This window comes from Branchiibius sp. NY16-3462-2 (assembly GCF_001594145.1).
Taxonomy (GTDB): Bacteria; Actinomycetota; Actinomycetes; order Actinomycetales; family Dermatophilaceae; genus Branchiibius.
Genome location: NZ_LVCF01000010.1, coordinates 1 through 11,799, shown reverse-complemented (window position 1 = coordinate 11,799; position 11,799 = coordinate 1). Strand labels below are relative to the sequence as shown.

Annotated in this window: 12 protein-coding genes; 10 read left to right on the top strand and 2 right to left on the bottom strand. The window is 64.8% G+C overall.

What is annotated here, in order from left to right:
- Positions 1-157: 157 nt before the first annotated feature.
- Positions 158-1,456, top strand: coding sequence for a hypothetical protein (locus AZH51_RS05245; RefSeq protein ID WP_291522056.1), 1,299 nt, complete (start codon positions 158-160; stop codon positions 1,454-1,456).
- 822 nt (positions 1,457-2,278) lie between these two features.
- Positions 2,279-2,632, top strand: a complete 354-nt coding sequence (locus tag AZH51_RS05240) for a hypothetical protein (RefSeq protein ID WP_109685194.1) — start codon at positions 2,279-2,281, stop codon at positions 2,630-2,632.
- Here the strand turns inward: AZH51_RS05240 and AZH51_RS05235 are convergent.
- Complete coding sequence (locus tag AZH51_RS05235) at positions 2,606-3,181, bottom strand: ArsR family transcriptional regulator (protein ID WP_291522053.1); 576 nt, start codon at positions 3,179-3,181, stop codon at positions 2,606-2,608. The two genes, AZH51_RS05240 and AZH51_RS05235, sit on opposite strands and share 27 nt — an antisense overlap.
- A 207-nt stretch (positions 3,182-3,388) precedes the next feature.
- Here AZH51_RS05235 and AZH51_RS05230 point away from each other — a divergent pair, with 207 nt between their 5' ends.
- The 6 genes from AZH51_RS05230 to AZH51_RS05205 all read left to right on the top strand — a co-directional run bounded on the left by AZH51_RS05230 (position 3,389) and on the right by AZH51_RS05205 (position 10,596).
- The gene (locus tag AZH51_RS05230; RefSeq protein WP_146202543.1) at positions 3,389-4,528 is read left to right on the top strand and encodes a radical SAM protein; all 1,140 of its coding nucleotides are present in this window, start codon (positions 3,389-3,391) and stop codon (positions 4,526-4,528) included.
- Between the two features lie 55 nt (positions 4,529-4,583).
- Positions 4,584-4,877: a hypothetical protein gene (locus AZH51_RS05225; protein ID WP_109685200.1), complete on the top strand. Its 294-nt coding sequence runs from the start codon at positions 4,584-4,586 to the stop codon at positions 4,875-4,877.
- The gene (locus AZH51_RS05220; protein WP_291522047.1) at positions 4,874-5,242 is read left to right on the top strand and encodes a hypothetical protein; all 369 of its coding nucleotides are present in this window, start codon (positions 4,874-4,876) and stop codon (positions 5,240-5,242) included. The genes AZH51_RS05225 and AZH51_RS05220 overlap by 4 nt, the downstream gene beginning before the upstream one ends.
- Before the next feature lie 192 nt (positions 5,243-5,434).
- Positions 5,435-6,085 carry a nuclease-related domain-containing protein gene (locus tag AZH51_RS05215; protein WP_291522045.1) on the top strand — a complete coding sequence of 217 codons (651 nt, stop codon included), beginning with the start codon at positions 5,435-5,437 and terminating at the stop codon, positions 6,083-6,085.
- Between the two features lie 3 nt (positions 6,086-6,088).
- Complete coding sequence (locus AZH51_RS05210) at positions 6,089-9,937, top strand: FtsK/SpoIIIE domain-containing protein (RefSeq protein WP_291522043.1); 3,849 nt, start codon at positions 6,089-6,091, stop codon at positions 9,935-9,937.
- Positions 9,938-9,969: 32 nt separating this feature from the next.
- Positions 9,970-10,596, top strand: a complete 627-nt coding sequence (locus AZH51_RS05205; RefSeq protein WP_291522041.1) for an NYN domain-containing protein — start codon at positions 9,970-9,972, stop codon at positions 10,594-10,596.
- A 67-nt stretch (positions 10,597-10,663) separates the two neighbouring features.
- On the opposite strand, the gene AZH51_RS05200 is transcribed toward AZH51_RS05205, so the two are convergent.
- Positions 10,664-10,867, bottom strand: a complete 204-nt coding sequence (locus AZH51_RS05200) for a hypothetical protein (protein ID WP_291522039.1) — start codon at positions 10,865-10,867, stop codon at positions 10,664-10,666.
- 183 nt (positions 10,868-11,050) lie between these two features.
- On the opposite strand from AZH51_RS05200, the gene AZH51_RS05195 reads away from it, so the two are divergent.
- Together AZH51_RS05195 and AZH51_RS05190 are read left to right on the top strand one after the other, a co-directional pair.
- Positions 11,051-11,479: a WhiB family transcriptional regulator gene (locus tag AZH51_RS05195; protein WP_291522036.1), complete on the top strand. Its 429-nt coding sequence runs from the start codon at positions 11,051-11,053 to the stop codon at positions 11,477-11,479.
- 29 nt (positions 11,480-11,508) lie between these two features.
- Positions 11,509-11,799 (top strand): hypothetical protein (locus tag AZH51_RS05190; RefSeq protein ID WP_291522035.1); only part of this gene is annotated, 291 nt, incomplete at its 3' end.

The window sequence follows — 11,799 nt, the reverse complement described above, 5'->3', positions numbered from 1 at the left end:
GCTTCGCAACACCTATCGTCCCAGGTCAGGAGCACTTTTCAGTTCACAACACGGCCGTCGACACCGACACCCGATGAAATCTCGAGGCTAGCGCGGCCGTTTTCGCAGGTCAAACGGCCTGTGACGGCAAAACGTGGATGCCGCCAACCAACAAGGTATGGCTACCACCACATTCACCGAGTCCGCCCACCCACGCAACGCTGACGGAAGTTTCGCCGTCAAGCCCAACCGTGAGCCCGACGACGGATCGTGCCTCGCTACTCCTGGCCAGCAGATCGACACCGGCTTCCACCTGGACGACCCGGACGCCGAGCTGATGAAGACAGCCCGTGACGCCGTCCGGGCCAAGTTGGGAGAACTCGACGAGGACCTCGCCAGTGAGGCGTTGCTGCAATTCTTCGAGGCCCAGCAGCGGGCACAGAGCGCAGGCAGGCAGTTCGACCGGCCGACCAAGTACCTGTCGTCCATCGTCAATAACCTGATCCGGCAGCGGCGGATGGGCACCACGCGCGGCCCAGACATGAAGGCGATCGCCGCCCACATCGAGGCACGCAAGGTGTTCGAGAACGAGAACGGTCGGATGATGACCGCCGCCGAGGAGGACGAACTGTCCGAGCGCATCATCGCCGCGCAAGGCCAGGAGCGGGCCGAGCAGATCGCCGCCGGGCAAACGGCGGGGCTGACGCAGAAAGCCACCAAGGGTTACCACCGCCTGAAAGACCGTGCGGACCTGCCGTTCAGCGCGCTCCACGGCGGCTCCATGACCAGCGACCAGGTCGCCGAGACCTTGATGGATCGCGCAGCCGAGCGTGACGGTGATGAACTGTTCGAGGGCCGGGATCGGCTCTCGGAGCTCGACGTCCGCCGCGCCGACAAGACATTGACTACCTCCGGTGGCGCCCGAGCGGTGGCGCAGAAGGTACTGGACGGCACCGCGTCCGAGGCCGCGCACAAGGCTCTGTTCTCACCGTTCGAGGACGACCTGCACCCGCAGACCTCCCAGGTGATCGCGGAGAAACTGGCGAAGGCCAACTCCGACCAGGCGCGTGCGTTGTGGCGCGAACTCGCGGTTAACCCCGGCATGGCGGATCGTGTCGTGGAGGCTGCCCGCATGGGTGCGGCTAAGCAGCACCACGCAGGGGTTCGCGTCCCCGCACAGACGTTGCGTCGACTTGCGCCCGGAGCAGCAGTCGCCTGCCGGAAGGGAGTCGCCGCAGCAGGCGGGGCCGCCGCCGCGGCCCGGAAGTTGTCTCGCGGGGAGCTCACTGACCGACAGACTGCCGCGCTCCTGGCTCCCTGGGGCGGCGCGGACTGCCGCGCCAAGGACGCTCGTGCGATTTCCGCATGGCTGGCCGAGCAGGACGACGATGCCTGGAACGCTCACCTGGACGCAGTCACCAGGCCGACGGCGTCACCCGTTGCCGGCCCTGCCCGGCGTCAGGCAGCCGATGTGTAGAGGACAGGGGTAACGGTCGGTGTCTAACTTTGACAACGGTCAGCCGAGAGATCGTTCTGGACGCTTCGCCGGCCACCAGGCTGGTGAAGCGTCCATCGGGCTTCCGGCGACGCCTGCGTCGCAACAGCCGGAGCGATTTCCTCCAGACCGAGTGGAGGTAACACCGGCGAATCTTGACTTGGTGTTGCGTGACGCGGAGGGAGCTCGGCGTTCGGACCTTTCGCCGGCTCAGTTGACGAGGTTCTCGGACCCATCTGTCTCCGCCTCGCCGGTTCGCTTGGCGTTAGCCGCCAACCGCTCGCCCGGTGTCGCCTGGTGGGTTCGGGGCGATCCGTCGGCAACGGTGCGCGCGGTATCTGGGCGTACGTGCGGCGAGTCGGCGCAGGACGGTGCCGCGATGGCGGTTTCTCGATTGCTGTTCGGTTGATTACCCGGCTTGCTCCTGGTCGGGCGTTGGCTCGGCCTGGACGTCCAGAGAGCAGGCAGGCTCGCCGAGGCAGTAACCGCGCGGCAGCCACGCTGCGGCGCTGAGGGCCGACTCCATCGAAGCGACCGGACGCTGCGCCTTTGGGCGCCCGGATCGTGTCGGCCGGATGATCCCCGACTGGGGGTCGTCAAGATGATCGTCCCGCACAGCGCATAACTGTAGTTGGGTGTTACTCAGTGAACAGACCAGATCTTGACAGACCCTTCCAAGGTTCTCCCTCCGTTGGGTAAAGCTGTGGTAAAGAGTTCGCAAACGTGACCTGACCATGCGTCCAGGCCAAACAAAGGGGCGCTGTTTATGTTGACGTCACAACCCTCATGGACTTGACTACAGTTATGTTCTCGGAAGGATTGCCCTGGTTCGCTGAAAGACTCAACCGCCTGTTCGAGACGGTCCCTGCCGACGCAAAATCACGCCCGCCGCGATTCTTCACCAACGCACAGATCGCCGCCACGGTTCGAGATTTCGGCGTGCGCTGCAGTGAGGCGCACATGTCCCTGATGCGCAACGGTTCGCGCAACAACCCATCCGCAGCATTGGTCGTAGCCATCAGCGCCGCCTTCGGGCGCAACCCGATGTACCTCATCGACGCCAGCGGCTCCGACCTGGAGGTTCTCCTGGACGAGGAGTACGCCGCCCCGCGACTGGAAACGCTGCGCGCGTCAGGATCCGTCGTCAGCGACGCCTAACGGAAATGCCATGACCATCGCGAAAACCGCCCTCACCCCGTCCAACTCGCCAGAGCCGGCCGCCCGGGCAGCCGTGATTTCCTGGAACGGAGCAATCGCAGCATCGACGGCCTCGCCGAGCTGCCGTAGTTCGTCCGGTGTAAGTCGCAGAATGAAGTCAGAACTGACCTGCTGGCTGCCCCAGTCTGCGGGCGCGTGATCTTTCTCCTTCATCCACACCTGGACTCGGTCAAGACGGCGCTGAACCACCAATCGCTCCAAAGCCGCCTGAGCAGCCTCTAGTTCGCCCTCGTCGGACCTGCCACCAGGATCGGTTTCGGTGGTGACACCGCTGCGGTGGATTGCGAACTTCCCATCAGGCAACGTGTCGATGTACCCGGCGTTCTCCAGGATCCGCAGGTGGTACTTGATACTGCCCGAAGCTTGCGGGAGCGCAGTCGTCAACTGCCGCTGCGTGTGCGGCCCAAAGGCGACCAGTCGCTCGATGATGCTCAGCCGCACCGGGTTGGCCGCCGCCAGGATGCGATCGAGGTCCGGTACGTCAGGCACGGAGCAAAGACTAGACGGTTCAGGAGCCCTAGTATTGGCGTGCCGGAACGTAACACCCAAGAAGGAGAACCAGTGGATCCCGCACTGATCCAGGCCCTGCTCGAACTTGGCGTCCAGTTGCAATCGCCGTACAAAACTGTCGCTCCGTTGGTCGTTTGCGCCATGCGCTAACCGGGAATTGTCGGGTTGCTCTGGCAGGATGCACCCGTGCGAATCCTGCCGGAGCATGGCGGCTACCACTGGGTCTTCAACGACTCCGTGCGGATGAAGGTGCCCGCGCACCTCATGCCGTCAGGCGTGCCGCCGGAGATCGTCCGGCGAGCGTTCGACCAGGCAACAACGACTCCGGGCACATTTTCGGCCACTGTCCTGCCAACCCAGAACTGCCAGTTGGCGTGCCCTTTCTGCATCCAAAACGTCACAGTCCCGCGGGAAGGGGCGCGCGCCGACCGGGTTTCCTCAGCAAGAATGGTTCCCGAGCTCGCCTCTCAAACTGCTGACTACATCCGCCGTCGATCTATTCGCTCGGGAGTCACGAACACCCGCCTGATGCTTTTCGGCGGCGAACCATTGCTCGCACTTGACGCCTGCCAAACCCTGCTGAACGAGGTCGTCGCCGACTCGGCGCTCATCTGGACCAACGGGGTCCTACTGGATTCGCGCCGCCTGGACATCCTGGCCGAGTCAGGCTTGGACACGGTGTACGTCAGCTTCGACGGCGGGCCAGAATCTCACGATCAGACTCGCCGGATGATCACGGGCCGCGGCACCTACGACACGATCGTGCGCAACATCCTGACCGGAGCACTGCGCCATCCACAGATGCGCTGGGTGATCAGGACTTCTGCGATGCCATCGACGATGACTGGTCAGTCTCGCCTGTTGGAGGACCTCTCCGCTCTGCCCGCAGGCGATCGCGTTGCCGCGTACGTGATTGGCCTCGTCGATGACATAGGGATCGGTTTCGATGACGTGGCCGAGGTGTCCGGCGGAGCGGGCGTCGAACTCGCCGACCAGATCATCGAGTTGAACCGCAGGGCGCTCGAACTCGGTTTCACGGTGAGTCCACGCACGGACTTGGCGAACTGCCCGTTCTGTTCCGACCCTGACTTCGGTATCACGGTCGACGCCGATGGAACGCTCTACTCCTGCTGGCAGACAGCCGGCCGTAGCGAAATGGCGGTCGGGACCGTCGTTGACGGAGTGAATCACCAAGCAGCCGAGTCCAACTGGGTCCGATGCGACTTCAACGTTCGTCCACACGCCGACCCAGGCGCTGTCCAGCGTTTCTGGGACCGCATTGACCAGGACGTACTCGACACCACGCAGGAATTGCACGGCGACTGAGGGCTGAGCAGAATGTGCGGCGGGCTGGGACCTCAACGCGTCGCACCGTACCGGCATGACTGCTCAGCAAGCCACTGTCAGGGCCAACCATCACATTGCTTTTGTCGTCACCGACACGGACTACCCCGGGGAACTCGCGCTCACCATTGAGCACCGTGACCCGCAGGTGGTGAACGGGCAGTTCCTGTCCGCACCGATCACCGAGGAAGTCGTCGCCGGAACGTACGACGCCGACAGCGCCGACGCAGTTCTGGCCAGCCGCGGCCTGGTTCGTTCCGAACCTTGGGAAGTCGTCGGCGCCGGACTGATCGCGGAAGTCGTGCCGGTCGAGGAGGTCATCGCCCGATGACTGATCTGGTCGAGGTCGCGCTGCGACTGTCGGGATGCCGCAGCGTCAACGGGCTCTGTCAGACCCACGGTGGCGCGTTCAGCGAGAACCAGCCGTGCGCAGCCCTGGTCGACACCGCGGCCGCCGTTCAGGGGTACGCCGACGACACCATCACCTCCGATCCTGTCGTGCTGAGGTCCCTGGCCCTGCTGTTGAAGATGTGCAGCCTTGATGCCGCTGAGGATGACCGGGCTTGGCCCACAGCGCTGAGCACCGAGACCGTCCACGCCGCCGTTCTTTTGTACCGATTGCTGCGCATCGACCTGGGCGAGCAAGCCGCCACCACCCTCGAAACCCTCCTGGAAAGGCCCCTGGCCAATGCCTGACGACAACACTGCGCGACGTCCCTCCGTGAACGAGGAGATCGGCGACCTGATGGCCGGTCCCGGTCGCTGGATCACCGGTATCGCGTTGATCATCCTGGGTGTCGTCCTGGTGGTGTTGCTGGTCCAGAGCATCGTTTAGCTGGCCCGACGCCCGTTCTATCTGACTGGGAACAGGCGTCGCACCGTCCCGGTATGGTCACAACGATTTACGGCGTGCCCGGTGGCGGACTCGATGCCGGCTTCTCCGGGCAGAAAGTCACGAGTAGGCATGCGATTGCGGCGGCAGCCAAGGCGGAACGCGACACCGCTGAGATCCTGAACCGGATTGCGGGAGTCAACGGTGCCGTCGTGCTGCACGACGTGAAGATCCCGGGCAAGTATTCGGCCAACATCGACCACATCGTGGTGACGGGGTCGACCCTGCACCTAGTTGACTCCAAGGCGTGGGCTTCGGGGTTCTTGTGGACGCTGGGACGCACGACCCGTCGCGGCACGAAGCGCTTCGCAGCGTGCGACAAGGGCACGATGAAGCTCGCCGACGACATGTTGCGCGCGTACCTGATGTCGCGTGCAGTGCGATTCGACTCGATCGACTCCACCGTTGTCGTGTGGCCTTCTTCTCGCGACGGTGGAGTGTCCACTTGGGCGGCTCGGTTCCCGCACGCGCGCCTGATCCATTCCGGCAAGTTGGACCGTCTTGCCGGCGGGTGGGTGCGCCGCAGTGCGCCTGCTGACGAACGCATCGTGGCCGCACTGGTCCCCCTGCTGGTCACCAAGCCCAGACCGTCCGGGCATCTCGCGGCCGGACTGACCCAGGCAATCCTCGACCCCGAAGGCTGGTAACTCGTGGCCCAGGCAACCCGTCGTACTCGCAACAACCAGCCAGCCACCAGCCTTGCCGCCCCGATCGTTCTGCTCGGGGCGCTGACGTGCGTGGCTGGTGCTGCGCTGCGCCTGCCCAGCGTGCCGTTCCTGTGGCTGTCGTTGGTCGTGGCGGCGTGGATGGAACCATCGGTCATCCTGACCGGCCCGCGAGACCCGGTGACCAAGTCCCCGACGGCGGCCGACGATTTTGAGCAGCGTCGCTACGGCAGCTACCTGTGGTGGCGGCAAATGAAGTCGGCCCTGCTGTTCCCAACGTCGTTGTTCAAGCCTGGTTGGCCCGTGCGGACAACATGGGTCCTGAGCGTGCTGGCGGGGCTGGTCGCGGTCTCGTTGCCGGTGGCGTGGCCGGTGTGGTTGAAGCAACCGGCGCAGCCCGACGCAGTTCCGCGGGCGATTAATGCGTCCCACCTGGCCAACTTCATCTGCGCCCTGGTCTTGGCGGCTGCGCTCACCTCGGTGCGCCGCACCGCCGAGCAGGGCCGCCCGGCAACACGGTTCAGCCATGTCCGGAAGGTGGTATCCACCGACCGGATCATCACGGCGCTGGCCGTCGGCGCACTCGTGCTGGTCGTCGCAGCCGGATTAGTCGTGCCGGGCATGTTCGGGAGCAACGACCAGATCGGGGTGTGGCTCGGTTCGTTCCCGACAGCCGGATGGGCAGCGCTGGGGCTCACCGCGACGCTCCTGATCCTGCATTTCGCCGCGACCAGACTGGCGGTCGACCAGTGGGAGCGCGTGCAAGCTGTCATTGCGGAGTGGGGGCCCCGCTGGGAAGCCTTGAAAGTCGCCCCCGCCCCGAGCGTCGAGGATGTCCGCGACGGTGACCCTTCCGGCGCCGTCGAAGGTTTAGAGGTGGTCAGCTTCACCGCCCCGCCCGGCCGGTCGGCGGCCGACATTGTCAAGCAGCAGGTGAAGATCGCCGCCGAAGTGGGTTCTGGCGCAGGCACATTCGTGATGACGTCACCAGTTCTGGACGGCACTGGCGCACCGCAACCGGGAACCGCCGACCTGAACAGGTTCCGGATCCTGGTGGCCGCGCCTGGTACCACTGACCTGTCGGCGCTGCCAACCGGTGAGCACATCGAACTGGCGACCTTACTGGTCGAGGCGGCGATGACGGTGGCTCGCACAACAGCGGCCATGGACCCCATGCCGATCGTTGCTGTGCAACCACTGTTCGAGCCGGACACGCAGCCGGGTGCCCGTGTCTGGGCGACAACCTGGTCCGGCGACCTTCGAGCGGTGCGGATGTCCAACATCCCGTTCCTGATGTCGCAGACACTCGGGGTCGACGTGCAGGTCGACCACCGCAAAGGCGTCTTGTATGTCGGCGACCTCAAATCAGCAGAGCTCGCAAAGGAGCTGCGCTGCGAGATCGACAACCTACGCACCGAAGACGAATGGGATCGCAACTGGGCCGATGGCGGACCAACCAAGCACCGGCTGAACCTGCCGGTGGCTCAGCACGGTGTACGTGAGGTGAGCACGTTGCGCGCCGGCATGGGGTCCATCCCCATCACCAGGTTGCCGTTTCTGGTCCGCAAAGGTGTCGACCCGCGCGACTACTTCGGCACGGAACAGCGAATGGCAGCAGCGTTGAACGCGGCCGGATTCGTCGCGATCACTGGCTGGCCAGGCAGCGGCGGTCGCCCCGGTGACCGGCATGCGCTTGGCCTGACCATCTACTACGCACCCAGCCAGACGGCAGTGCCGACCACGCTGACATTGCTGAGCAGCACCAAGCCGGGTGCTCTGCAGCCCATGTCAGGCAGCAACGCCGAGGCGTGGGTCGCCGCGGGCATCGTCAACACCGCGTTCACGGCAGCCAAACTCGCCCGACCCGAACTGATCGACGCGACATGCCTGACAACACCTCGCGCGGCTAAGAACCAGTTGTGGGAGATCTCCCTTCGCCTGCACGACGGAGTGACGATGGGCGACGTACGCGCGAAGGCGTCGGCGATGCGCGCGTCCCTGGGTGTGCCGTGGCTGCGGATGGAGTCGATCCCCGACGGGGTGCGTTTGTTCGCCGGCGGCGACCCCGACCCGGCGTTCCTGGTCAACCCCGGACGAGATGTGCTGCGCTTGACCAACCTCGACTGGTCGCAAGCATTCGCCGACGCCAACCTTGTCACCGTCGACGGTTCCGTCCCGACCGTCACCAGCGTCGGAGCCCTCGAACACAACGACGCGGTGCAGCGTCTGGTGATCTCCCTGCCGTCAGGATTGTCGGCGGAGCGATTCAAGGGTGCGCTGGCCAAACTGGCCACAAGCACCAACAACGCCTTCTGCCAGGCTTACCCGTCCCGACAAGGTGCCAGCTTCATCGAGTTGCTCGTCAGTCGCACGCACCCGTTGCCGGAGCGAGTCGCCTTCGACTTCGACGCCGTCGACGCCGCTCAACGCGACGCTGTGCCGTTCGCCACCGGCATCACAGGCGAACCCGTTGAGCAACGGTTCCGAGACCAGGCTTTCGTACTGGTAGCAGGCACCCAAGGTTCGGGCAAGAGCGTCACCGCCCAGGGGATCCTCTACGGCTGTGCGGTTCAGCGCATGCAGATCGTCGTCGTTGACTTCCAGAAGGCGGGTGTGGACTTCGCGTTCCTGAGCGACCACCAGCTTGCTTGTGTGACGACCGCTGCCAGCGCCGAAGCCGCGATGAAGGCGGTGTACGCCGAGGGTCGCCGGCGGCTCGCGTTGATGGCCAAGCATCACGTAGGCAACATCCTGGACCTGCCGGACGACATTCAACCCCCACGCCTGGTGGTCTTCTTCGACGAGTTCACCTCAGCCATGGGCCGGGAAGCCCTACCCGACGCAGGCAACGACCCGGAAGCACAGCGACTGCGCGCCGAGATCGAAGCTGACAACCGGGCCCGTGCCACTGTCGGACAGTACGTTGGCAAGATCGTTCGCGAGTTGCGCGCAGCCAAAATCAGTCTGATCCTGGCAACGCAAAAGCTGGACAAGACGGTCCTGGACAAGATCCCCGGCGGGGCTGACCTGCGAGACAACCTGGGTCGGTCGATCTTCGGAAACGCCAGCCAGGGCGCGAAGATGTCCGCGCTGCGCGAACCGTTCGACGCCCCCAGCCTGGGCGACTTCATCCCGAAAGGTCGGGGCCTGTGGGAGCCGTTGACAGCAAGAGTGGCAGAACCGATCCAGTGCTGGTTCGCCCCGCAAGGCACCGACACCGACGTTGCCGCCCCAAGGACATTCAAGTTTGAGCTCGACGCGCGCGTGCCGAAACTGGACCCGTCGGCGCGACTGGACCTGGAACCGTTCATGCCGAAGAAGGAAGTGCTGCCGGGTCAGATCATCGGTGTTCTACCGCCGTCGTTGCGCGGCGACCTCGGGGACGAACGGGCGGACGTGCCAGAGGAGATTATTGAGGTGGAGGTCTTTGACCTCGACCTGGATTTGGCCGATCTGGACCTTGCTGATCTCGGCACTACCGACGAAGACGACACGTCCCATGAGAAGGGGGTGCCCGACATGGAGTTTGACCTGGACTCCGGCAACGAGCCCGTTGAGCCCGGTCAGCCGATTGACTCGGAAACGGCTGCGCCGGAGGCAGATCCGAACGCAGTTGATAGAGACGTACCCGAACTCGACATGGCGTTCTTGGAAGACTTCCTGGCCGACCTTGCTTCCGGGAAATCAGACGATGAACCTGTGCTGGACACCGACCCGTTTGCTGGTGATGAGTTCGACGAACCGGCATCGCCGGTCCCCGAATCCGGTTCGGCAGACCAGCCCGGTTGGCCGAAATGGTCTCCTCCGCCGAAGGTGACCACGGACGACTGGTGACGTCGGGGAACCCACGTCGCACCGTGGCAGGCATGGATACCATCACGCCCCGACACACTCGGGTATTCGTTGACGGCGGCTGGCTGCTACTGGCCGCCGCTGCTGCCTTGACGCGCGCCCCGAGCGTCTCGCGGGAAGACATCCGTCTGGACCCGCCGCGAATGGTTGCCGCGTTGGCCGGGAAGGCTCAGGACCTCACCGGGCGACCGGTGTCGCGGATCCATTGGTACGACGGGGCACGCCAGGACAAGGATCCGACACCGGAGCACCGGGCACTGGCTGCGACCGTCGGGGTGGACCTGACGTTGGGTGCGCTGCGTCGTCACGACGGCGTCTGGCAGCAGAAGCGCGTGGATGGCTTGATCCAACGGGACATGACACATCTGGCCCGCACCGGCCAGACCCTTGACTTCGTCCTGGTATCCGGTGACGAAGACTTGGCCGTGGCCGCCGAGGAGGTCCGGGCCCTGGGCGGAACTGTTCACGCGCTCGGGGTCACCGAGACGGGCCGCTGGGCGATGTCGCCGTACTTCGCTTCCTCCTGCAACGATGTGCATCTGCTGACATCAGGCGACCTTGCCGGGTCGCTGTGGGTGCGCGGCGCACGCCTCACGTCACTGGCCAACTCCGGCATCGCCCGCGTTCTCGCGGCGAGCTAATCAGCAACAACAGGAGCGCCCGGACCAGAACGGTTCGGGCGCTCCTGTTGTTGCTGAAGGTCTGCTTCTAACCGGCGAGGTTGACCACCGCTGCGACCAGCAGCAGGACCAGGGCCGCGATCCCCGTCAACAGGACGGAGAACAGCGCGGCCATGGTGTGTCGTGCTTCGCCTCCTCGGATCCCAGCAACCAAGCAGGCGGCGAACGCGAGGTTGCTCAGAACGTAAGCGCTGAACATGGCGGCCGCTACGTACATCAGGAAGTTCGTCACGCCGGCACGGTGCGACGAAGCAGCGCTGTGCGTGCTTGTGCCCCAGGGACGAGGCAGTCGAAGCCGGGATCAGGCAGACCTTGCCGTCCTGGATTGCCTCATAGCCGCTGGTCAGGGCCTTCGCGGGCCCTGGCTCGGAGGGCGTGGCCCATGTCGATGGGTGTGAGGTCAGGCCCTGAACGTGTGACAGCGCAACCGCGTCGCACCGTTCCGGCATGCGCTTCAACCGACCCACCGGTACCGGCGCTTCCACCAACGAAGGAGGCAGCGATCGCCGCTACCTCGGCCGCGGCCGACCCCATCGACCCCTGGTACGGCCTCGGCAAATGGATCGCGCTGGCTTCCGAACACCCCTTGGTTGTCCCTGCGGGCACTCAACTGCCCTGCACCGGTATGGATCCGGAGTTCTTCTACGAACAACGGCACTGGCTGATGGCCCGTCGCACCTGCGAGGGATGCCCGATTCGGGAGCACTGCCTTCAGGTCGCGGTTGCCCGCGACGAGGACGGCATCTGGGGCGGCATGACCAAGAAACAACGGCAGCGGTGGGCCGCTCAGCAAGGACTCCTCGTGTCCGAACTTCGTACCCCCAAACGCTCCTCCGCTAGCTGATGACGACCACCACGAAAGAAGACCCGTATATGTCCGCACTGTCCATGGCCGCCCCGCCCCGTATCAAGTCCACCAAGGTCGACGGGAGCCTGGCCTCCATCGCGCTGCATCACCTGGGTGCGACGTTCTCCCAACATCGCCACGACGAAGACATGGGCGACATCGCCGCCGGGATCATCCTGGTCCCGGTCAACGGGGACTATCCGAAATTCGGTGTTTCGGCCCTCATGGTTAGTACTGCTCTGCGGTGGGCCAGCGGCCTTCGAAGACGGTCGCGAACACGTTCAGTGCTGGCTTCCATCGCATGGTCCATCGTGCCT

Bases quoted from the DNA above. Each gene is read 5' to 3' on its own strand.
- AZH51_RS05215 (WP_291522045.1), top strand. From the start codon at position 5,435: ATGGTCACAACGATTTACGGCGTGCCCGGTGGCGGACTCGATGCCGGC.
- AZH51_RS05225 (WP_109685200.1), top strand. From the start codon at position 4,584: ATGACTGCTCAGCAAGCCACTGTCAGGGCCAACCATCACATTGCTTTT.
- AZH51_RS05205 (WP_291522041.1), top strand. From the start codon at position 9,970: ATGGATACCATCACGCCCCGACACACTCGGGTATTCGTTGACGGCGGC.
- AZH51_RS05240 (WP_109685194.1), top strand. From the start codon at position 2,279: ATGTTCTCGGAAGGATTGCCCTGGTTCGCTGAAAGACTCAACCGCCTG.
- AZH51_RS05220 (WP_291522047.1), top strand. From the start codon at position 4,874: ATGACTGATCTGGTCGAGGTCGCGCTGCGACTGTCGGGATGCCGCAGC.
- AZH51_RS05245 (WP_291522056.1), top strand. From the start codon at position 158: ATGGCTACCACCACATTCACCGAGTCCGCCCACCCACGCAACGCTGAC.